Annotated in this window: 17 protein-coding genes and 1 tRNA gene; 8 read left to right on the forward strand and 10 right to left on the reverse strand. The window is 69.0% G+C overall.

The annotated features are described in order from the left end of the window. Positions 1 to 62 precede the first annotated feature (62 nt). Together mnmG and IB228_RS09165 are read right to left on the reverse strand one after the other, a co-directional pair. The gene (mnmG, locus tag IB228_RS09160; RefSeq protein WP_183640161.1) at positions 63 to 1,952 is read right to left on the reverse strand and encodes a tRNA uridine-5-carboxymethylaminomethyl(34) synthesis enzyme MnmG; all 1,890 of its coding nucleotides are present in this window, start codon (positions 1,950 to 1,952) and stop codon (positions 63 to 65) included. Between the two features lie 415 nt (positions 1,953 to 2,367). Beyond that, positions 2,368 to 2,943 (reverse strand): hypothetical protein, encoded by a 576-nt coding sequence (locus IB228_RS09165; RefSeq protein WP_181444180.1) that lies wholly within the window; start codon positions 2,941 to 2,943, stop codon positions 2,368 to 2,370. Positions 2,944 to 3,092: 149 nt separating this feature from the next. Here IB228_RS09165 and IB228_RS09170 point away from each other — a divergent pair, with 149 nt between their 5' ends. Genes IB228_RS09170 through IB228_RS09180 form a run of 3 tightly spaced genes read left to right on the forward strand, consistent with a single transcriptional unit; the run spans position 3,093 to position 5,156 of the window. Beyond that, complete coding sequence (locus tag IB228_RS09170; protein WP_183640158.1) at positions 3,093 to 4,052, forward strand: pyridoxal-phosphate dependent enzyme; 960 nt, start codon at positions 3,093 to 3,095, stop codon at positions 4,050 to 4,052. Continuing rightward, positions 4,037 to 4,669: a YdcF family protein gene (locus tag IB228_RS09175; protein ID WP_183641350.1), complete on the forward strand. Its 633-nt coding sequence runs from the start codon at positions 4,037 to 4,039 to the stop codon at positions 4,667 to 4,669. The genes IB228_RS09170 and IB228_RS09175 overlap by 16 nt, the downstream gene beginning before the upstream one ends. 58 nt (positions 4,670 to 4,727) lie before the next feature. Next, complete coding sequence (locus tag IB228_RS09180) at positions 4,728 to 5,156, forward strand: ketosteroid isomerase-related protein (RefSeq protein ID WP_183640155.1); 429 nt, start codon at positions 4,728 to 4,730, stop codon at positions 5,154 to 5,156. A gap of 272 nt (positions 5,157 to 5,428) precedes the next feature. On the opposite strand, the gene bioC is transcribed toward IB228_RS09180, so the two are convergent. The 4 genes from bioC to bioB form a co-directional block, all read right to left on the reverse strand. Continuing rightward, the gene (gene bioC, locus IB228_RS09185) at positions 5,429 to 6,313 is read right to left on the reverse strand and encodes a malonyl-ACP O-methyltransferase BioC (RefSeq protein WP_183640153.1); all 885 of its coding nucleotides are present in this window, start codon (positions 6,311 to 6,313) and stop codon (positions 5,429 to 5,431) included. Between the two features lie 40 nt (positions 6,314 to 6,353). Then, positions 6,354 to 7,139 (reverse strand): pimeloyl-ACP methyl ester esterase BioH, encoded by a 786-nt coding sequence (bioH, locus tag IB228_RS09190; protein WP_192198172.1) that lies wholly within the window; start codon positions 7,137 to 7,139, stop codon positions 6,354 to 6,356. A gap of 100 nt (positions 7,140 to 7,239) precedes the next feature. Then, the gene (gene bioF / locus IB228_RS09195) at positions 7,240 to 8,439 is read right to left on the reverse strand and encodes an 8-amino-7-oxononanoate synthase (protein ID WP_183640147.1); all 1,200 of its coding nucleotides are present in this window, start codon (positions 8,437 to 8,439) and stop codon (positions 7,240 to 7,242) included. Positions 8,440 to 8,573: 134 nt separating this feature from the next. Next, positions 8,574 to 9,644 carry a biotin synthase BioB gene (gene bioB, locus IB228_RS09200; RefSeq protein ID WP_192198173.1) on the reverse strand — a complete coding sequence of 357 codons (1,071 nt, stop codon included), beginning with the start codon at positions 9,642 to 9,644 and terminating at the stop codon, positions 8,574 to 8,576. 69 nt (positions 9,645 to 9,713) lie between these two features. On the opposite strand from bioB, the gene IB228_RS09205 reads away from it, so the two are divergent. The 3 genes from IB228_RS09205 (at position 9,714) to IB228_RS09215 (ending at position 11,605) form a co-directional block, all read left to right on the forward strand. Continuing rightward, positions 9,714 to 10,409 (forward strand): ComF family protein, encoded by a 696-nt coding sequence (locus tag IB228_RS09205; protein ID WP_183640142.1) that lies wholly within the window; start codon positions 9,714 to 9,716, stop codon positions 10,407 to 10,409. 73 nt (positions 10,410 to 10,482) lie between these two features. Further along, positions 10,483 to 10,947 (forward strand): nuclear transport factor 2 family protein, encoded by a 465-nt coding sequence (locus tag IB228_RS09210; protein WP_192198174.1) that lies wholly within the window; start codon positions 10,483 to 10,485, stop codon positions 10,945 to 10,947. A 106-nt stretch (positions 10,948 to 11,053) separates the two neighbouring features. Beyond that, positions 11,054 to 11,605, forward strand: coding sequence for an HdeD family acid-resistance protein (locus tag IB228_RS09215; RefSeq protein ID WP_192198175.1), 552 nt, complete (start codon positions 11,054 to 11,056; stop codon positions 11,603 to 11,605). 49 nt (positions 11,606 to 11,654) lie between these two features. Here IB228_RS09215 and ubiA read toward each other — a convergent pair whose 3' ends face one another. Continuing rightward, positions 11,655 to 12,557, reverse strand: coding sequence for a 4-hydroxybenzoate octaprenyltransferase (gene ubiA / locus IB228_RS09220; protein WP_192198176.1), 903 nt, complete (start codon positions 12,555 to 12,557; stop codon positions 11,655 to 11,657). A 185-nt stretch (positions 12,558 to 12,742) separates the two neighbouring features. Here ubiA and IB228_RS09225 point away from each other — a divergent pair. Both IB228_RS09225 and IB228_RS09230 read left to right on the forward strand, forming a co-directional pair. Next, positions 12,743 to 12,819 (forward strand) — tRNA-Arg (locus tag IB228_RS09225). A gap of 192 nt (positions 12,820 to 13,011) precedes the next feature. After that, entirely contained in the window at positions 13,012 to 14,688 is a 1,677-nt protein-coding gene (locus IB228_RS09230) for a tetratricopeptide repeat protein (RefSeq protein WP_192198177.1), read from the forward strand. Positions 14,689 to 14,743: 55 nt separating this feature from the next. Here IB228_RS09230 and IB228_RS09235 read toward each other — a convergent pair whose 3' ends face one another. From IB228_RS09235 to smeD, 3 genes are read right to left on the reverse strand one after another with little or no spacing between them, the layout of a single operon-like run. Then, positions 14,744 to 16,168 (reverse strand): efflux transporter outer membrane subunit, encoded by a 1,425-nt coding sequence (locus IB228_RS09235; RefSeq protein WP_192198178.1) that lies wholly within the window; start codon positions 16,166 to 16,168, stop codon positions 14,744 to 14,746. Beyond that, entirely contained in the window at positions 16,161 to 19,325 is a 3,165-nt protein-coding gene (smeE, locus tag IB228_RS09240) for a multidrug efflux RND transporter permease subunit SmeE (protein ID WP_192198179.1), read from the reverse strand. Before smeE ends, IB228_RS09235 begins: the two co-directional genes overlap by 8 nt. A gap of 12 nt (positions 19,326 to 19,337) precedes the next feature. After that, positions 19,338 to 20,522 (reverse strand): multidrug efflux RND transporter periplasmic adaptor subunit SmeD, encoded by a 1,185-nt coding sequence (gene smeD / locus IB228_RS09245; protein ID WP_192198180.1) that lies wholly within the window; start codon positions 20,520 to 20,522, stop codon positions 19,338 to 19,340. Between the last annotated feature and the right edge of the window lie 154 nt (positions 20,523 to 20,676).

Here is a 20,676-nt window from a genome sequence, read left to right on the forward strand (position 1 = left end):
CTTGTGGTGCCGCGCCGGCGAAAGCATCGGCGCGGCAGGCAGAAGCGCCTGCCCTGCCCGCGTCACGCCACCTGCGCGCGCCGCGCGCGGGTGAGATGCACCAGCAGCAGCGAGATCGCGGCGGGGGTCATGCCGGGGATGCGCTGGGCCTGGCCGACGGTCTGCGGCTGCACGCGCGCCAGTTTCTGCTGCACCTCGGCGGACAGGCCGTGCACGCCGGCGAAGTCGAAACCGGCCGGAATCGGGGTGGACTCGTTGCGCTGCTGGCGTTCGATTTCCTCGCGCTGGCGGTCCAGGTATCCGGCGTACTTGACGCCGATTTCCACTTGCTCGGCGACCTTGGCGTCGTCGACCGCCGGCCCCAGCGCGGGTACCCGCATCAGCTTGGCGTAGTCCAGTTCGGGACGCTTGATCAGATCCAGCGCGTTGGTCTCGCGGCTCACCGCCACGCCCAGCACCGCTTCCAGCTCGCGCCCCAGCGCGTTGTTCGGCGTGGCCCACAGCGCGCGCAGGCGCGCGGTCTCGCGCTCGACCGCTTCCTGCTTGGCGCTGAAGCGCGCCCAGCGCGCGTCGTCGACCAGGCCCAGTTCGCGGCCGACGCCGGTCAGCCGCTGGTCGGCGTTGTCCTCGCGCAGCTGCAGCCGGTATTCGGCGCGGCTGGTGAACATGCGGTAGGGCTCGTTAGTGCCGTGGGTGATCAGATCGTCGATCAGCACGCCGATATAGGCTTCGTCGCGGCGCGGCGACCACGCCTCCCGCTGCTGCACGAAACGGGCGGCATTGAGGCCGGCGATCAGGCCCTGCGCGGCGGCTTCCTCGTAACCGGTGGTGCCGTTGATCTGGCCGGCGAAGAACAGGCCGGCGACGGCCTTGGTCTCCAGCGAGGACTTCAGCCCGCGCGGGTCGAAGAAGTCGTATTCGATGGCATAACCGGCCCGGGTGATGTGGGCCTGCTCGAAGCCGCGGATGCTGCGCACCAGATCCAGCTGCACGTCGAACGGCAGCGAGGTGGAAATACCGTTGGGGTAGATCTCCACGACGTCCAGGCCCTCCGGCTCGACGAAGATCTGGTGGCTGGCCTTCTCGGCGAAACGCACCACCTTGTCTTCGATGGACGGGCAGTAGCGCGGACCGATGCCCTCGATCTGGCCGGTGTACAGCGGTGAGCGGTGCAGCGCGTTGCGGATGATCTCGTGGGTGCGCTCGCTGGTGTGGGTGATCCAGCACGACACCTGCGCGGGATGATCGGCGACGTCGCCGATGAAGGACATCACCGGCATCGGATCGTCACCCGGCTGTTCCTCCATCACCGCGTAGTCCAGCGTGCGGCCATCGATGCGCGGCGGCGTGCCGGTCTTCAGCCGATCGACGACGAAGCGGCCTTCGCGCAGCTTGTGCGCCAGCGCGGTGGCCGGCGGGTCGCCGGCGCGGCCGGCGGCGTACTGGGTCTCGCCGACGTGGATCTTGCCGGCCAGGAAGGTGCCGGCGGTCAGCACCACCGCGGGTGCATGGAAACGCAGCCCGGTCTGGGTGACCGCACCCCGCACGCTTTCGTTCTCGATGATCAAATCATCCACCGCCGCCTGGAACACGGTCAGATTGGGCTGGGCCTCCACCGCGCTGCGGATGGCGCGACGGTACAGCGCGCGGTCGGCCTGGCAGCGCGTCGCCCGCACCGCCGGACCCTTGGACGCGTTGAGGGTGCGCCACTGGATGCCGGCACGGTCGGCGGCCCATGCCATCACCCCGCCCAGCGCGTCGATTTCCTTGACCAGGTGACCCTTGCCGATGCCGCCGATGGCCGGATTGCAGCTCATCGCGCCGACGGTTTCGACGTTGTGGGTCAGCAACAGCGTGCGCGCGCCGGCGCGGGCCGCGGCAAGCGCGGCCTCGGTGCCGGCGTGCCCGCCGCCGATGATGATGACGTCGTAGCGGTAGAAATCGTGGTTCATGGTTCGTGTTCAGCCTGGGAGGCCGGCGTTCGCGGTGGAGTCGCCGGGCCGGGTGGTGCCGGATTGGCACGCTTCCTGCGAAATACCCGTGGCACCCGATGTGGCAAGCGACAGGGGCGTGGGCTGGGATTGGAACAGGGGCCAGCCATGCGCACAGCGGGGATGCCGGGGGCCGGTAGTCGGGGGACTGCCGGCCCTTTTTTGTGCGCGAAGGATACCGCGTCGGCCAATGAAAAACCCGGCCGGAGCCGGGTTTAAAGGGGCGCCGACGCCCGGCAGGGACCGGAACAGGGGGGATCCAGAACTCCCCACCGGACGTCGACATGGAACCTTTATCGCCTGTGACGTCAGAAAGCGACGCAACCGGTCAACTTCGGTTCCAACGGCCCGACGGCCGGCGGCCTGCCCCCCTGGATCAGTTCTCGATGACCCGGACCCGTCCGCCGCGGGGCTGGATTCGCGGCGCCCCGGCCGGACGCTCGTTGATGCTGCGCGGCATCGACTGCGGCCGCGACGGCGCGCCCGGCGAGACTCGGGGCGGAGCCCCTGGCGAGACCCTCGGCGGCATGCCGGGACTCACCCGTCGGGGCGGCTGGCCCGGGACCGCCGGCTGCTGGCCGTGCTCGCGCCAGGCGCCCCGGGTCGGATCGCGCCAGGGCGCCGGACGGTTGCCGCCCGGACCGCTGCCCGGCGGCGGCCGGTAGCCGCCGTGGTCATGGCCCGGACGCGGACGATGCACCGGCGGCGGGTAATAGGGGTAGTACGGACCGTAGTAGCCGTAATACGGCTGACGGCCGTAGTAGGAGGGCCGGTTGTAGTAACCGCCGTAATAGCCGCCGTACACCGGATAGCCGTAGGCGTCGTAATAACGGACCACCGGGCGGCCCTGGTAATAGCCTCCGGCCGCGCTGGCGCCGACATGGTCGTACGTCGCGCAACCGCTCAGTGCGGCCGCGGCGAGCGCAGCGATGATCAGCAGTCTTGGTTTCATGTGCGGCCCCTGGCTTTTCCAGCGACTGCCAGCATCGGGCCGGCGGATTGAATCCGTGCTTAACCCTGGCCATCGCGGGCCGGGGGCTTTACCTGCCGTTGCCCGTTCCCCCCATCCAGCCGGGCCGGGCGGTGCGTTAACCTGTTGCCATGCCGCACACCCTGCCCACGTTCGACGACATCCTGGCCGCCGCCGCGCGCATCGCGCCCCACGCCCACACCACGCCGGTCCTGCACTCGCGCGAACTCGACGAACTGGCCGGCTGCTCCCTGTTCTTCAAGGCCGAACCGTTGCAGCGCAGCGGCGCGTTCAAGTTCCGCGGCGCCTGCAATGCCGTGTGGTCGCTGCCCGAAGCCGACGCCCGGCGCGGTGTGGTCACCCATTCTTCCGGCAACCACGGCGGCGCCCTCGCGCTGGCCGCGCGCACCCGCGGCATCCCCTGCCACGTGGTCGTGCCCGAGGGCGCCGTGGCCGCCAAGCTGGCTTCCATCCAGCGCTATGGCGCGACCATCCATCGCTGCGCGCCCACCCAGGCCGCGCGCGAGGCGGCCTGCGCGCGGGTGCAGGCCGAAACCGGCGCACAGCTGATCCATCCGTTCACCCATCCGGCGGTGATTGCGGGGCAGGGCACCGCCATCCTGGAATTGCACAACAGCCACGGCGCGTTCGACGCGGTGATGACGCCGGTGGGCGGCGGCGGCCTGAGCACCGGCACCGCGATCGCCACCGCGCGGGTCGCACCGGATTGCCGGATCTATGCGGCCGAACCGACCGGCGCCGACGACACCGCGCGCTCGCTGGTGGCCGGTCGGCGCGTGGACGCTTTCACGCCGGACACCATCTGCGATGGCCTGCGCACCCTCGTCGGCGAACCCAATTTCGCCGCCCTGCGCCAGCACGGGGTGCAGGTGCTGGTGGCCGACGATGCGGAAACGATCTCGGCGATGCGCCTGCTCTGGCAGTGTCTCAAGCTGGTCGTCGAACCCTCCTCGGCGCTGGTCTTGGCGGCGCTGCTGAAACATCGCGGACGCTTCGCCGGGCAACGGGTCGGGCTGGTGTTGTCCGGCGGCAATGTCGATCTCGACGCCCTGCCCTGGGGGCCGGCGTGAGCATGGGCGGGGCGCGCCGCAAGCGGCGCAGGGGATTCTGGGGCTGGACGTGGCGCCTGCTGATGTTGCTGCTGCTGTGGCTGGCCGGCGTGGCCGGCTACATCAGCTGGGTGGGCCAGCGCGATCAGGCCGCCCCGGCCGACGCCATCATCGTGCTGGGCGCGGCCGCCTACGACGCCAAGCCTTCTCCGGTGTTCGAAGAGCGCATCCGCCACGGCATCGATCTGTACAAGCGGGGCATGGCCAGGACCCTGATCTTCACCGGCGGCTACGGCGGCTCCGGTGCGCGTTTTTCCGAATCGCAGGTCGGTCGCCGCTACGCCATCCGCCAGGGCGTGCCGGCCAGGGCCATCCTGATCGAATCGGTGTCCCGCAATACCCACGAGAACCTGCGCCAGGCCGCGGCGCTGATGCAGACCCATGATCTGCGCAGCGCGATCGTGGTCAGCGATCCGCTGCACATGGCGCGCGCTTTGCGCATCAGCCACGAACAGGGCATCGACGCGCTGGGATCGCCCACGCCGACCACCCGCTTCCGCAGCTTCACCACCCGCTGGCGTTTCCTGCTGGCCGAGGTGTACTTCTTCCACCGCGATCGGCTGCCGCAATCACGATGAGCGCCGTGGACGCATGCCGGGAGTATCATCCGGGTTTGCTCCGGACGAGGCCACGCCCATGAAGATCGACGGCAACCGCAGGCAGGATCGCGCCACCGAACTGGTGCTGACTTACTACGCGGCCTTCAACCGGGGCGACTGGGACGGCATGCTGGCGCTGCTTGCCGACGATGTCGTGCACGATCTCAACCAGGGCGCGCGCGAAACCGGACGCGAAGCCTTCGCGGCGTTCCTGGGCCGGATGAACGCCAGCTACCGCGAGAAGTTGCGCGACATCGTGGTACTTGCTTCGCTGGATGGCGATCGCGCGGCCGCCGAGTACGTGGTGCACGGCGAATACCTCAACACCGACGAAGGCCTGCCGCCGGCCAAGGGACAGGCCTACGTGCTGCCCGGCGGCGCGTTCTTCGATATCCGCGATGACCGGATTGCCCGGGTCACCAATTACTACAACCTGCAGGACTGGATAGCGCAGGTGAGCCGGTAGTACGCGGCTGGTTTCGGCGAGAGCGAACAGCAAATCCCCCTCGGTCCCCCTTCTGCGAAGGGGGAGGAACGGGGGGTGCGTCGGTTCGGACGCAATCTTGGAGAGCCCCCTTGATCAGCCATTCGGCTGTTGAAAGCGAAAAAGGGGGCGGGCGCCCGCTCCAGCGGGCGACGGGGATTTGCGCGGGATCAGGGAAGGCTCCGCATCTCCATGCCGTGCATGAGGCATCCGCCACGCGCCTCACCCGACACCGTGGGCGCAATCCGCCAGCGCTACTCCCCGCGACGGCGGATCGGAATCCGCGACACCGGCACGCTGGCGATTTCCTCGCCCTGCCCGCGGATCGGCGCTCCGGGTTCCGGTGCCCAAGCATGGGCGTAGATGACTTCCCAGGTGCTGGGCAACTTGCCGTCGGCGCCACGCAGCGGTTCGTACGCCGCGCTGGCGGCGGCGAAGCGGCGGCGGCCGGTCAGGGTGTGGCGGCGCGCACTCATCGCGTTGGTCGCGCCCATCGCGCGCAGTTCGCGCATCAACGCCGGCAGGTCCGCGTAGGTCAGGGTGAAGCGATCCCGATCCAGCACCGGATCGCGGAAGCCCGACATCATCAAGGCGTCACCGAACTGCGCGATCGGGGTGAAGCGGCTGACGTGCGGCGTGTCGTCGGCGTGGGCGAAGGCGTCGCGCAGTTCCTGCAACGTATCCGGACCGAACGTCGAGCACAACAGCAACCCGCCCGGCCTGAGCACGCGGCGGAATCCGGCGAACACCGCCGGCAGATCCTCCACCCATTGCAGGCACAGGTTGGAGAACAGCACGTCGACGCTGCCCTCGGCCAGCGGCAGCGCGCGCGCGTCGGCGCATACGCGCGCGAAAGGTTTCCACCAGCCCGCCTGCTTCTTCGCCTCGCGCAGCATCGGCAGCGCCAGGTCCAGTGCCACCACCTGCGCCTTCGGCCAGCGCTTGTGCATCGCCGCGGCGGCATGGCCCGGCCCACTGCCCACGTCGACCGCCAGCTTCGGCGCGCGCTCGCCCAGATAGTCCAGCGATTCCAGCAGGCGTTTCTCGACTTCGTGCTGGAGCACGGCGACGGCGTCGTAGCCGGCGGCCGAGCGCGAGAAGGCGCGACGGATGTGGCGGTGATCGAACTGGGAACTCATCTTCGGATTGTAATCGGGTGCGGGGAATGACCTGGACGGGTCATGTCCTGGAGCCGGCGGACGCGTGGCCGACGGCGGAGAGGAAGTCGATCAACTCGCGGGCGACCTGATCGGCATGGCCGAGGAAGGGCGCATGCCCGCCACCGGCGATGTCCACGTGCAGGCCCCACGGCGCCAGCGCCGCGGCGTCGCGCATGCCCGCCGCCGGCACCAGCCGGTCGCGGCGGCCGGAGATCCACAGGCTGGGCATCGCCAGGCCGGCGAGCGCGTCGCGCAGATCAACCTGTTCGAGCAACCGCAGGCCCTGCTGCAACGCTTCCGGCGCGGGCTCGCCGCGCGCGTACAAGGTCTGCTTGAGCGTGCGCAGTTCCTCGCGCGCATGTTCGGAACCGATCGTGTCCAGCGCCAGGAAGCGTTCCAGCGTGCCGCGATAGTCGCGCCGCAGTTCCTCGCCGAACTGGTGGAACACCGTGGACTCGACCGCGTGCGGCCAGTCCGCGTCACGCACGAAGCGCGGGGTCGCGGCGATCAGCGCCAGCCCCAGCACCTGCGGCGACGATACCGCCGCCTGCATCGCGAACAAGCCACCCAGCGACCAGCCCAGCCAGATCGCCGGCGGCGTGCGCGCGAGGATTTCCGTCGCGCATGCCTGCAGTTCCAGCGGCGTGGCCGACTCCCGGCTGTGGCCGTGGCCCGGCAGATCGACCAGATGCAGGGTGCAGCGATCCGCCAGGCGTTCGACCAGCGGCGCGAACACGCCGCCGTGCAGGGCCCAGCCATGAATCAGAACCAGCGAAGGGCCGTGGCCCACGACTTCGATATGCATGCGTTACGGAGCTGGAAGCCGCCGGCGCAACCGACGGGAAAAGACGGCGCCCATTGTCGCCGATTCGGGAACGGCGGCCGCGCGGGCGGCCACCGCGGGTTCAGGTGCCGACGTTGCGGATGCGGCGCACCGCTTCCCACGAACGCGCCAGCACATCGACCAGTTGGTCCACGTCCTGCGGCGCGTGCAGCGCCGACAGGGTGACACGCAAGCGCGCCTTGCCTTCCGGCACGGTCGGCGGCCGGATCGCCGGCACCCAGAAGCCGGCGCTTTCCAGCGCCGAGGACAGTGCCAGCGCATTGGCCTCGTTGCCGCACAGCACCGGCTGGATCGGCGTGTCCGAAGCCATCAGCTCCAGCCCGCGCCCCTGCGCGGCGGTGCGGAAACGGTCCACCAGGCCTTGCAGCTTCTCCCGGCGCCAGTGATCCCGGCGCGCATGCCGCACCGCCACCCGGGCGGCGGCGGCCAGCGCCGGCGGCAGCGCCGTGGTGTAGATGTACGGTCGCGCGGTTTCCGCGAGGTGCTGGATCAACGTTTCGCTGCCCACCACCACCGCGCCGTAGCCGCCCAGCGCCTTGCCCAGCGTCACCAGTTGCAGCGGCACCTCGTCCACGCCCATCCGCGCCTCGGCGACGCTGCCGCGCCCATCCGGGCCGCGCACGCCCACGCCGTGCGCGTCGTCCACGTACAGCAGGGCCTGCTGCATCCGCGCCACCAAACTCAATGCGCGCAGCGGTGCGACATCGCCATCCATGCTGAAGACGCCATCGGTAACCAGCATCGCCGCGCCTTCCGGCGCCTGCCGCAGCTGGCGCATCGCGCCTTCCGGATCCAGGTGCGGGTAGCGGCGCAGCTTGCAGCCCGCCAGGCGGGTCGCGTCGATCAGGCTGGCGTGGTTGAGCCGGTCCTGCACGCACACGTCACCATCCTCCAACAAGGCCTGCTGGACGGCGAGGTTGGCCAGGAAGCCGCTGCCGAACAGCAATCCGCGCGGATAGCCCAGCCAGTCGGCGACGTCCTGTTCCAGTGCCTCGTGGGCGAGGTGATGCCCGGTGATCAGATGGGAAGCACCGGCGCCCGCGCCTTCGCGGCCGGCCGCATCCTGCAGTGCGCTCTGCACCTCGAACTGCCGCGACAGGCCCAGATAGTCGTTGCCGGCGAATTCGGTCAGCCAGCGGCCATTGACCTCCACCCGCACGCCGTCGCGGCGGGTGACGGTACGGCGCACGCGCGAGCGTCCCTGCGCGGCGCGGAGCTTGCGCTGGTTCTGGACGCGTTCAAGCAGATCGGGACGGGTCATGGCGGACGGCAGCCTGGCATCGGAACGGCGAAGGGATTTCCTCAATTGCGCCGCACGGCCGGAAACACGACGCACGCCGACGACGCCGTTGCGGCGCCGTGCCTGTCTGCCAGATTCCCCCTGAGCACAACCGACTACGCCGCGTGGTCGCAGCAGGCGGCCGGCGCGGTGATGTCGGCGTGCACCGTAGCGCCGCCGGTAACATTACTTCTGTGACTGCCGTCAAAATTTTCCACCTGTACCGCCATCGGCCGCAGGCCCAGCCGGGCAAACAGGGCAAGGTCGCGCTCCGTATCGGGGTTGCCGGTGGTCAGCAGTTTCTCGCCGTAGAAGATCGAGTTGGCGCCAGCGCTGAAGCACAGCGCCTGCAACTCGTCGCTCATCGCCTCGCGACCCGCCGACAGCCGCACCATCGAACGCGGCATCACGATGCGCGCGACCGCGATCGTGCGCACGAACTCGAACGGGTCCAGTTCCGCCGTGCCGTGCAGCGGCGTACCCGCCACCTGCACCAGCCGGTTGATCGGCACCGAATCCGGATGCGCCGGCAGGTTGGCCAGCGCCTGCAGCAGGCCGGCGCGCTGGTCGCGCGATTCGCCCATGCCGACGATGCCGCCGCAGCAGGTCTTCATGCCGGCATCGCGCACGTGCGCCAGGGTGTCCAGGCGATCCTGGTATTCGCGCGTGCGGATGATGTCGCCGTAGAACTCCGGCGCGGTATCCAGGTTGTGGTTGTAGTAGTCCAGCCCGGCGTCCCTCAGCGCGCTGGCCTGCGGGCCGCTGAGCATGCCCAGGGTCGCGCAGGTCTCCAGTCCCAGCGCTTTCACCTCGCGGATCATCTCGGCGACCTTCGGGATGTCGCGATCCTTCGGCGAACGCCAGGCCGCGCCCATGCAGAACCGCGAGGCACCGGCGGCCTTGGCCTGGCGCGCCCTGGCCAGCACCTCATCGGTTTCCATCAGCTTCTGCGCGTTCACGCCGGTGTCGTAGCGCTGCGCCTGCGGACAGTAGGCGCAATCCTCCGGGCAACCGCCGGTCTTCACCGACAGCAGGGTCGAGACCTGCACCTCGGCCGGGTCGAAATGGGCGCGATGCACCGTCGCCGCCCGGAACAACAGTTCCGGGAAGGGCAGGTGGAACAGGGCCAGCAGCTCTTCGCGCTGCCAGTCATGGCGGAGTTCGGGCGTTTCAATGTGAGCGGACATCGCAGGCTCGCGGGGATAAAGTCGGTCAGTCTGGAAATCCCGCCCCACCCTGTCAACCGCAAGGACGCGATGAAAGTTGACAACTGGCTGACCTCGCTGGGCCATGCCCTGCTTCCTCCTCGCTGCCTCGTTTGCCGCGAAAATGGCGGCAACGGCGTTGATTTGTGCCCCATCTGCCTCGATTCCCTTCCATGGAACCAAACCGCCTGCGACCGTTGCGCGCTGCCGCTGCCGACACCCGGCCGGTGCGGCCAATGCCTGCGTCGGCCACCGCCGCTGGAAGCGACCCACGCGGTATTCCTGTACGCGGCTCCGCTCGACCGGCTGCTGCCCCGGCTGAAATTCCACCGCGATCTGGCGGCGGGGCGACTGCTGGCCGGGCTGATGGCCGCGTCGCTGGCCGCACAGCCCAGGCCGGACGCGCTGGTGCCGGTGCCACTGCACCGCGATCGCCTGCGCCAACGGGGCTATGACCAGGCGCTGGAGCTGGCCCGGCCGCTGGCGCGGCGGCTGGATCTGCCGCTGCTGCCCGGGGCGCTGCGGCGGGTTCGCAATACCGCGCCGCAGTCCGAATTGGATGTCCACGGGCGTTGCCGCAACCTGCGCGGGGCCTTCCAGGCGGCAGACGCCGCGAAGCTGCCGGACCACGTGGCCCTGGTCGATGACGTGATGACGACCGGACAGACCCTGCATGCCGCCGCCACCGCGCTGCGGCGAGCCGGGGTCGCGCGGGTCGATGCCTGGGTCTGCGCGCGCGTTCCGTGACCGGACTTCCGGCAGGTGCGCGGACGCACGCGGTGGCGCACATTCCGCGGGACATCCCCGGGAGTTTCCCTCCATGAAGGTTCGCCCGCTGTTGCTTGGCCTGTCGCTGTGCGTGACATCCACCGCCGCCTTCGCCGCCGATGACGACGCCACGTTGCGCGCATTGGCCCAGTCGGTGCTCGATGCCCAGATCCGTTTCGACGTTCCCGCGCTGGACAGGGTGCTGGCATCGGACTACGTCGAGGTCTCGCCGGTGGGCGATGTCGATACGCGCGACGAGGTACTGGGCTTCTATGCGCCGCAGGCCCGCGAACAGATGCTGGCCAAGGGCGTGGAGCCGGTGTCGGCGAGCCTGGGCGAACCACAGGTCCACGTCGACGGCGATCACGCGCGACTCATCGCCTTGAACACCGCGAAGCTGCGCATCCAGGGCGCCGAGCAGCAGAAGCAGTTGCGCACGGTATTCGAATTCCGCCGCGACGGCGGCCACTGGAAGCTCGCCAGCGCAACCTACGTGCCGTATCGCGCCAAGCCCTGATCCGGACCGGGCCGCCCACAGTTTCCCTGCGGGACGGAAGCCACGACTTGACGCCTTCCCGCACCGGGCGTATTCGTGGCCCGGCTTTCCCGGAAAGGAGAAGGAAATGGGCAGCAATCTGTTGGCGAATGCCGCACGTGGCTGGTGGGTGTTCCTGCTCTATGGCGTGCTGGCGCTGGTATTCGGCGTGGTCACCTTGTTGTGGCCCGGCCGCTCGGTGCTGGCATTGGTGCTGGCGTTCGGCGTGCTGTCGCTGGCCGATGGCATCGTCAGCCTGCTCAGCATTTTCCGCAAGGACATCGCATTGCCGAACTGGCTGCTGATTCTCTATGCATTGATATCCATCGGCTTCGGCGTGCTGGCCATCACCCAGCCGGCGCAGATGGCCGAAGCGATGCTGTGGCTGCTGTCCATCTGGCTGATCATCGCCGGCATCGCCCGCATCGTGTTCGCCATCCAGGTACGCAAGCTGATCAATGGCGAGTGGTTGCTGGCGCTCAGCGGCGTGCTGGCGATGCTGCTGGGCGTGCTTTTCCTGGCGCGGCCGGGCATCGGAATGATCACCATCGCGGTGTGGATCGCCGTGGGTGCGTTGATCTACGGCGTATTGCAGCTGATCGTCGCGTTCCGGCTCAAGCGCCTCCAATCCGTGGGCTGATCCCGCCCGCGCGCGCCGGAGGCGGTGACCCCACCTTCGGCGCGTCGCCCTAGCCGCTGCCTAGCGTGAAGTGCAGCGCGATGCCCGCGAACACCGCCGCGCCCACCCAATTGTTGTGCAGGAATGCGCGGAAACACGGCCCGCGCTCGCGGTGGCGCGCGATGAGGAATTCGTAGGCCACCAGCAGGACCGCCACGCCCAGCCCGGCCCAGTACCAGAGTCCCAGATCCGCCTGTCGGCCGACCAGCGCCAATGCCAGGAACACCAGCGCGTACAGCACGCCCTGGATGACCAGATCCAGATCGCCGAACAGGATCGCGGTGGATCTGGAACCCATGCGGATGTCGTCGTCGCGATCGACCATCGCGTACCAGGTGTCGTAGGCGGTCGACCACAGGATGTTCGCGCCATACAGCACCCAGCCAATCGGCGGCACTTCGCCCTGTACGGCCGCGAACGCCATCGGGATGCCCCAGCCGAACGCCATGCCCAGGTACACCTGCGGCAGATGCGTGTAGCGCTTGAGATAGGGATAGCTGGCCGCCAGGAACAGCCCGACGACGCTCATGCCGATGGTCAGCGCGTTCATCGTCAGCACCAGCGCGAATGCGGCGATCATCAGCGCCGCGAACACCATCAACGCCTCGCGACCGCTCACCGCGCCGGTCGCCAGCGGTCGCCCCTTGGTGCGCTCGACATGCGGATCCAGCCAGCGGTCGGCGTAGTCGTTGATCACGCAACCGGCCGAACGGGTGAGCCAGACGCCAGCGGTGAACACGAACAGGATCCACCACGGCGGCGTGCCGCCGGCCGCCAGCCACAGCGCCCACCAGGTCGGCCACAGCAGCAACAGCACGCCGATCGGCCGATCGCCGCGGGTCAGTTTCCAGTATTGGCCCAGACGCTCGCGCCAGCGCGGCGTCGGGGAAGCTTCAAAACGTTCGTAGCCCATCTTCGGCGCATGTCGGTGGAGGCGATGGCGCCCGCCTGCATCCTGGCCGGCGGGGCCATCGGCCGATCTTACCGCCCCGGCGACAGCGGGCAGTCGCACGCCGCCCATGCCATCCCCCGGATTTCACGCGCTCTGAGAACGCCCATTGGGCTGCGCGCCGGCTTCGGGTAAGCTATGCCGTCCGCGCGCCCGTAGCTCAGCCGGATAGAGTAGTGGCTTCCGAAGCCATTGGTCGGGGGTTCGAATCCCTCCGGGCGCGCCATTTTCTCCCAGCCCTCGGCGGCAGGGACGCCGACCGGACGCAAACGCCCAGCCTGTGGCAATGCCTGCGGACTCTGGCAGCACCCTTGGCGCAACCCATCTTCTCCTGGTTCCCTCGACCTGCCTGGCTGTCCTGTCCGCTTTCGGCTCACTGACGCCGTTGGTGACTTGTACACCGCCTGGGGAGACCGCGATGATCCGTCGTTCCTTGCTCCTGCCGCTGCTGGCGACGCTGTTGCTGGCCGGCTGCGATTCAAGCCGCGAGGCGGCCAGCGAGGCCGCGCCCGCGCCCCGCGCCTCCGCAGCCCTGCCCCTGTTCGACACCTTCGGCGATCTGCATCGCGACGTGGCCACCCGCGTGCCCGCGGCGCAACGCTACTTCGACCAGGGTCTGCGCATGGCCTACGGCTTCAACCATGAGGCGGCCGGACGCGCATTCGCCGAGGCGGCGCGGCTCGATCCGCAATGCGCGATGTGCGTGTGGGGCCAGGCGCTGGTGCTGGGGCCGAACATCAACCTGCCGATGGATCCCGAGCAGGCGAAGGACGCCACGGCCCTCACCGCGCGCGCCGCGCACCTCGCCGGTTCGGCACGCCCGGCCGATCGCGCGCTGATCCAGGCCCTGCAGGCACGTTACGCCGAACCGGCGCCGGAGGATCGCAAGCCGCTGGATCGCGCCTATGCCGACGCGATGGCGCGGGTGGTCGCGCAGTTTCCCGACGACGACGACGCGGCGACCCTGTACGCGGAAGCGCTGATGGATCTGTCGCCCTGGGCATACTGGAACACCGACGGCACACCCACGGAATTCACCCCGCGCCTGCTCGGCGAACTGGAACGGGTGCTGGCGCGCAATCCGCGCCATATCGGCGCGATGCACTACTACATCCATGCCGTCGAAGCCTCGCCCGCGCCGCGGCGTGCCGAACGCTACGCCGATGCGCTGGCCGCGCTGGCGCCCGGCTCGGGCCACCTGGTGCATATGCCCGCACACATCTACATCCGCGTCGGCCGCTACCACGATGCAACCCTGACCAATTTCGCCGCGACCACCGCGGACAAGGATTTCCTGGCGGTGTGCCGCGGCAGCAACGGCGTCTACCCGTTGGGCTATGTGCCGCACAACTGGCATTTCGCCACCATGACCACGGGCCTGACCGGATCCCGCACCTTGGCGCTGCAGGCGGCGGAACAGACTGCCAGTCGCGCGGATCGCGCCGCGATGGGACAGGCGCCGATGGAGTTCATGCAGCAGTTCGTGGCCACGCCCCTGCTCACGCGGGTCCGTTTTGGTGACTGGGATGCGATCCTGGCCGACGCCAGCACATCCCCGGAGCCGCCCTACCTGGCCGCCATCCGGCACTTCGCACGCGGCATGGCGCACCTGCGCAAGGGCGCGCCGGCCGATGCCGTGCGCGAGGCCGATGCCCTGCACGCGCTCGCTATCGATCCGGCAATGACGAAGGTGAGCTTCTTCGACATCAACCACGCCGATGGCGTGTTGCGGGTCGCTGACGCCCTGCTGCGCGGGGAGCTGCTGCGTGCACAGGGCAAGACGGCGGATGGCATCGCCGCGTTGCGCGAGGCTGTCGCCGCCGAGGACGCCCTGGCCTACAACGAACCTGCCGACTGGCCACTGCCGGCACGGCTCTATCTGGGCGCCGCACTGCTCGAAACCGGCGACGCCCAAGGTGCCGCGGAAGCCTTCGGCCAGGATCTGAAGACCTATCCCGATAATGGCTGGTCGCTGTTCGGCCTGGCACAGGCGCAGGCCAAACTCGGCCAGGCCGATGCCGCGCGCGAGACTTCGCGCCGGCAAGCCGCGGCCTGGCAGTGGGCGGATGCGCCGCTGACCGCGGCGCGCTACTGAACGCCTTCCGCGGGAGGATCAGGCTGGCGCTTGTCGGGCCGCTTTCGACTCACTGCTACGGTCGGATGTGCGCCAAGCCACCCTCGCGCCAGCCACCACCCAGCACCTTGTACAGCGCGACCTGATTGGATTGCTGGGCCAGCCGGGTGTTCACCAGCGTCTGGCGGGCACCGTAGGCGGCGCGGCGCGCGTCGAGCAGGGTGAGGAAGCTGTCCAGGCCGGCGTCGTAGCGGGCCTGCGACAGGCGTTCGGCCTGTTCGGTGGCGGACACCAGCGCACGCTGCGAGGCCAGTTGCCCGTCCAGGCTGTCGCTCAGCGCCAGCGCGTCGGCGACTTCGCGAAAACCGGACTGGATCGCCTTTTCGTACTGGGCCAGCGCGATGTCCTGATCGGCCGTGGCCATGCCCAGGTTCGCGCGCAGCCGCCCGCCCTGGAAGATCGGCAGGGTGATCCGGGGGATGAAACTCCACGCGCGGGTGCCGCCGTCGAACAGGCCGGACAATTCGGTCGAGGCCGAGCCGATGGCGCCGGTCAGCTGGATGGAAGGAAAGAACGCCGCACGCGCGGCGCCGACATTCGCGTTCGCCGACAGCAACACATGCTCGGCGGCCATCACGTCCGGGCGCCGCAGCAGCACGTCGCCCGGCAGGCCGGCCGGCAGCGGCCGCAGTGCGGCGATGTCGGCGAGATTGTCCTGCGGCAGCAGATCTTCCTCGACCGGGCCACCCGCCAGCAGCACCAGCGCGTTGCGATCCTGCGCGACCTGGCCGGTGAAGCGCGCCACGTCGGTGCGCGCGGTTTCGACCAGGGTGCGGGCCTGGCTCACGTCGAGCGCGGACGAACCGCCGCGCTGGTGGCGTGCCTCGATCAGGCGCAACGAGTCCTCATGCGCGGCCAGGGTGGCCTGGGCGATCCGCAGTTGTTCCCGATCCGCGCCCAGGGTCAGCCAGGCGTTGGCGACTTCCGCCACCAGCGTCAGCTGCGTCCCGCGCCGGTTCTCGGTCTCGGCGAAATACTTCTGCAGCGCGGCATCGCTCAGGTTGCGCACGCGGCCGAACAGATCCAGCTCGAACTCGGCCATGCCGAGATTGGCGCTGAACTGTTCGCTGACCGGGACGTCGCCGCCGCTGCGGGTCATCTGTCCCTGCACGTTGAACGAAGGCAGGCGGTCGGCGCGCTGGATGCGGTACTGCGCGCGGGCGCGCACCACGTTCAACGCGGCCACGCGCAGGTCGCGGTTGTTGTCCAGCGACTGGGTGATCAGCGTTTGCAGGCGCGGGTCCGGGAAGAACTCGCGCCAGCCGATGTCGGCGACATCGGCCACGGCCCGGGCCGGCGAGGCATCGCCGGCCGCGAGCGACGCCGGCCATTGCGACGGAATCGACGGGGTCACTTCGCTGCCGCGCGGCGCGAGCGTCGCGCAGCCGGACAGCACCAGGATCATCGCCAGCGCCAGGCCGGCGGTCGAATACTTATGCATGGGTTTCTCCCTGGATCTCCCCGTTTCCGACATTCGCGGCGGCCTTCTTGCGACTGAAGACGCGCTGCACCACCACGAAGAACAGCGGCACGAAGAACACGCCCAGCACGGTGCCCACGATCATGCCGCCGAGCACGCCGGTGCCGATCGCCCGCTGTGCGCCGGAGCCCGCGCCCGCCGCGATGGCCAGCGGCAGCACGCCAAGGCCGAACGCCAGCGAAGTCATGATGATCGGGCGCAGGCGATCGCGGACCGCGTTCATGGTGGCTTCGATGAGGCCGATGCCCCGCTCCAGATTCTCCTTGGCGAACTCCACGATCAGGATGGCGTTCTTGCTGGTCAGGCCCACCGTGGTCAGCATCGCCACCTGGAAGTAGACGTCGCGCTCCATGCCACGGAAGGTGTTGGCCAGCACCGCGCCGAGGATGCCCAGCGGCGCGACCAGCAACACCGCGGTCGGCACGCTCCAGCTCTCGTACATCGCGGCCAGGCACAGGAACACGATCATCAGCGACAGCGTGTACAGCAGTGGCGTCTGCGCGCCGGCCTGGCGCTCCTGGTACGACAGCGCGGTCCATTCGATGCCGAAGCCCGGTGGCAATTGCGCGGCCAGGCGTTCTATTTCGGCCATCGCGTCGCCCGAGGCCACGCCGGGCGCCGGTTCACCCTGGATTTCCATCGCCGACACGCCGTTGTAGCGTTCCAGGCGCGGCGAGCCGTAGTCCCAGTGCTTGGAGGCGAACGCGCTGAACGGCACCATCCGGCCCTCTGCATTCTTCACCGACCACAGATCGAAATCCTCCGGCACCATGCGGAACGGCTGGTCGGCCTGCACGAACACGCGCTTGACCCGGCCGCGGTCGACGAAGTCGTCGATGTACTGGCTGCCCCAGGCGGTCGCCAGGGTGCTGTTGATCTGCTCGATCGACAGGCCCTGCGCGCTGGCCTTGGCCACATCGATGTCGATGCGGAACTGCGGCGTGTCCTCCTGTCCGTTCGGACGCACGTTGGCCAGCTTGCCGCTTTCGGCGGCCATGCCGAGCAATTGGTTGCGCGCGGCCAGCAGGGCTTCGTGGCCCTGCCCGCCGTTGTCCTTCAGGAAGAAGGTGTAACCCGAGGCGGTGCCCAGTTCCGGAATCGCCGGCGGCGGGAACGCGAAGATGAAAGCGTCCTTGATCCCGCCGAGCGCGGCCATCGCACGGCCGGTCACCGGCATCACGCCCTCCTCGGCGCCGCGCTCGCCCCAATCCTTGAGCTTGACGAAGGCCATGCCCGCGTTCTGGCCCATGCCGGCGAAGCTGAAACCCTGCACCGAGAACACCGACTCCACCGCGCCCTTCTCGTTCTCCAGGAAGTGGTTCTCCAACGCCCGGATCGATTGCATCGTGCGCTCCTGGGTGGCGCCCACCGGCGCCTGCACCAGCGCCATCAGCACGCCCTGGTCCTCGTTGGGCAGGAACGCGCTGGGCAGGCGCACGAACAGCACGCCCATCAGCACGAACATGCCCAGCACGATGCCCATGAAGCGCCACGGCCGCGCCAGGATGCCACGCACGCCGCGCTGGTAGCTTTCGCTGGAACGATCGAAGCCGCGGTTGAATGCGTTGAAGAAGCGACCGGCCAGGCCGCGGTGGGCGACATGATGCTCGCCCTTCTTCAGCGGCTTGAGCAGGGTCGCGCACAGCGCCGGGGTCAGCACGATCGCGACCAGCACCGACAATGCCATCGCCGACACGATGGTGGCGGAGAACTGGCGGTAGATCACGCCGGTGGAGCCGCTCATGAACGCCATCGGCACGAACACCGCCGACAGCACCAGGCCGATGCCGACCAGCGCGCCGGTGATCTGGCCCATCGACTTGCGGGTGGCCTCCAGCGGCGACAGTCCCTCCTCGGACATGATGCGCTCGACGTTCTCCACCACCACGATGGCATCGTCGACCAGCAGGCCGATTGCCAGCACCATCGCGAACATCGTCAGCATGTTCACCGAGAAGCCCAGCGCGGCCAGCACGCCGAAGGTACCCAGCAGCACCACCGGTACGGCGATGGTGGGAATCAGGGTGGCGCGGAAGTTCTGCAGGAACAGGTACATCACCACGAACACCAGCACGATCGCTTCGAGCAGGGTCTTCACCACGCCCTTGATGGACACCCGCACGAACGGGGTGGTGTCGTACGGCGTCTCGGCCTTCAGGCCCGCCGGGAAGAACGGGGTGAGTTCGTCGAGGGTCTTCTGCACGCCGGCGGCGGTGTCCAGCGCGTTGGCGCCGGTGGCCAGGGTGATCGCCAGACCGCTGGCGGGCTGGCCGTTGTAGCGGGTGATGAAGTCGTAGGACTCGGCGCCCAGCTCGACCCGGGCCACGTCGCTCAGGCGCAGTTCCGATCCGTCCTGCGCGCTGCGCACGACGATGTCGCGGAACTGTTCGGGCGTCTGCAGGCGCGACTGCGCGTTGATGGTGGCGTTGAGCTGCTGGCCCTTCACCGCCGGCGCGCCGCCGAGCTGGCCGATGGCGACCTGCGCGTTCTGTGCCCGGATCGCGGCGACCACCTCCGGTACCGAGAGGTTGTAGGTGTGCAGCTTGTTCGGGTCCAGCCAGATGCGCATGGCGTACTTGCCGCCGAACACCTGGATGTTGCCGACGCCCGGCACGCGGCTGAGCTGGTCGACGACATTGGAGCCGACATAGTCGGCGATGTCGTTCTCGTCCATGCTGCCGTCTTCGGAGACGAAGGCCAGCACGTTGAGGAAGCCCGAGCTGGACTTGGCCACGTTGATGCCCTGCCGCTGCACTTCCTGCGGCAGCAGCGGCATCGCCAGCTGCAGCTTGTTCTGCACCTGCACCTGGGCGATGTCCGGGTTGGTCCCGCTCTCGAAGGTCAGGGTAATCGTCGCCATGCCGTTGGCGGAGCTGTTGGACGAGAAATAGATCAGCCCGTCCAGGCCCTTCATGTTCTGCTCGATGATCTGGGTCACCGAATCCTCGACCACCTTGGCCGAGGCGCCCGGATAGGTCGCGCTGATTTCCACCGCCGGCGGCGCGACGTTGGGATACATCGAGACCGGCAGCTTGAACAGGGCCAGGCCGCCGGCGAGCATGATGATGATGGCGATGACCCACGCGAAGATGGGTCGGTCGATGAAGAAGCGTGCCATGGGATTCTCCGCTTACCGCGCGCCGTGGGCGGCGGCCGGCACCGTGGACGTCGCGGTCCTCGCCGGCTTGGCATCCCGCTCGGTGGCGTGCACGGGCATGCCGGGGCCGATCTTCTGCAGGCCTTCGACGATGACCTTGTCGCCGGCCTTGAGGCCGTCCTCGACCAGCCACTTGTCGCCCAGCGCGCGGCTGACCTTGACCGGCCGCACTTCGACCTTGCCGTCCTTGCCGACCACCATCGCGGTGGTATCGCCCTTCGGGTCGCGGGCGATGCCCTGCATCGGCACCAGCAGCGCGTCGTTGCGCACGCCACCGCCGATCACCGCGCGCACATACATGCCGGGCATCAGCACGCCCTCGGGATTGTCGACCTTCACCCGCAGGCCGAAGCTGCCGGTGCCGGGATCGACGCTGACTTCGGAGAACTCCAGCGTGCCCTTGTGATCGAAGGTGCTGCCGTCTTCGAGCAGGATGCTCACCGGCAGTTGCTGGTTGTCCTGCAATCGCCCGGCCGCCAGTTCGCGGCGCAGTTGCAGCAATTCGGCCGAGGACTGGCTGAGGTCGACGTAGATCGGATCCAGTTGCTGCACCGTGGCCAGCGCTTCGGCCTGGCCGGCATTGACCAGCGCGCCCTGGGTGACCGTGGACTTGCCGATGCGGCCGCTGATGGGCGCGGTGATCCGCGCATAGCCCAGGGTCACGTTGGCCGCGTCCAGCGAGGCGCGGGCGGCACCGACATCGGCGTCGGCCTGCTGCTGCGCGGCGACGGCGTTCTCCAGATCCTGCTGGCTGACCGCGTCGATCTTCGCCAGCTCGCCGATGCGGCGCGCGCTCAGGCGGGCGGCGTGGGCGGTGGCCTCGGCGCGCGCCAGCTGCGCGCGGGCGGTGTTGGCCTGGGCGCGATAGCTGGCGTCGTCGAGCTGGTACAGCGCCTGCCCGGCCTTGACCACGCCGCCTTCGGTGAACAGCCGGCGGGCAACGATGCCGTTGACCTGCGGGCGGACTTCGGCGACCAGGAACGCCTGGGTGCGGCCGGGGAGTTCCCGGGTCAGGCCGACCTGTTCGGTCTTCAAGGTGGTCACGGTGACCTGGCCGGGGCCGCCCTGGGGCGCCTCCGGTTCACCACCGCCACAGGCGGACAGGGACAGGCCGATCGCCAGCGACAGGGCGAGGAAGGGGAGCGGGATTCGGGACATGGCGGTGGGGTCGAAGTAAGGATTCGGGCGCCAATTGGCGGCCAAAAGGCGCCTTATCGGCGCCAAGTGGCCGTCAAAAAGCGGGAAACGAGCACCGGGCCTGGCTACTCGCGGAGCGCGGCATCCGGCTGGGTCCAGTGCAGGGCGCGAAATA

The organism is Pseudoxanthomonas sp. PXM04 (assembly GCF_014851695.1).
In the GTDB taxonomy this organism is placed as follows: Bacteria; Pseudomonadota; Gammaproteobacteria; order Xanthomonadales; family Xanthomonadaceae; genus Pseudoxanthomonas_A; species Pseudoxanthomonas_A beigongshangi.

Coding starts and splice junctions, on each gene's coding strand:
- IB228_RS09235 (WP_192198178.1), bottom strand. CDS start 16,168: ATGCATAAGTATTCGACCGCCGGCCTGGCGCTGGCGATGATCCTGGTG.
- bioF (WP_183640147.1), bottom strand. CDS start 8,439: ATGACCCGTCCCGATCTGCTTGAACGCGTCCAGAACCAGCGCAAGCTC.
- bioB (WP_192198173.1), bottom strand. CDS start 9,644: ATGTCCGCTCACATTGAAACGCCCGAACTCCGCCATGACTGGCAGCGC.
- smeE (WP_192198179.1), bottom strand. CDS start 19,325: ATGGCACGCTTCTTCATCGACCGACCCATCTTCGCGTGGGTCATCGCC.
- IB228_RS09210 (WP_192198174.1), top strand. CDS start 10,483: ATGAAGGTTCGCCCGCTGTTGCTTGGCCTGTCGCTGTGCGTGACATCC.
- ubiA (WP_192198176.1), bottom strand. CDS start 12,557: ATGGGCTACGAACGTTTTGAAGCTTCCCCGACGCCGCGCTGGCGCGAG.
- IB228_RS09205 (WP_183640142.1), top strand. CDS start 9,714: ATGAAAGTTGACAACTGGCTGACCTCGCTGGGCCATGCCCTGCTTCCT.
- IB228_RS09215 (WP_192198175.1), top strand. CDS start 11,054: ATGGGCAGCAATCTGTTGGCGAATGCCGCACGTGGCTGGTGGGTGTTC.
- bioC (WP_183640153.1), bottom strand. CDS start 6,313: ATGAGTTCCCAGTTCGATCACCGCCACATCCGTCGCGCCTTCTCGCGC.
- IB228_RS09170 (WP_183640158.1), top strand. CDS start 3,093: ATGCCGCACACCCTGCCCACGTTCGACGACATCCTGGCCGCCGCCGCG.
- smeD (WP_192198180.1), bottom strand. CDS start 20,522: ATGTCCCGAATCCCGCTCCCCTTCCTCGCCCTGTCGCTGGCGATCGGC.
- bioH (WP_192198172.1), bottom strand. CDS start 7,139: ATGCATATCGAAGTCGTGGGCCACGGCCCTTCGCTGGTTCTGATTCAT.
- IB228_RS09165 (WP_181444180.1), bottom strand. CDS start 2,943: ATGAAACCAAGACTGCTGATCATCGCTGCGCTCGCCGCGGCCGCACTG.
- IB228_RS09180 (WP_183640155.1), top strand. CDS start 4,728: ATGAAGATCGACGGCAACCGCAGGCAGGATCGCGCCACCGAACTGGTG.
- mnmG (WP_183640161.1), bottom strand. CDS start 1,952: ATGAACCACGATTTCTACCGCTACGACGTCATCATCATCGGCGGCGGG.
- IB228_RS09230 (WP_192198177.1), top strand. CDS start 13,012: ATGATCCGTCGTTCCTTGCTCCTGCCGCTGCTGGCGACGCTGTTGCTG.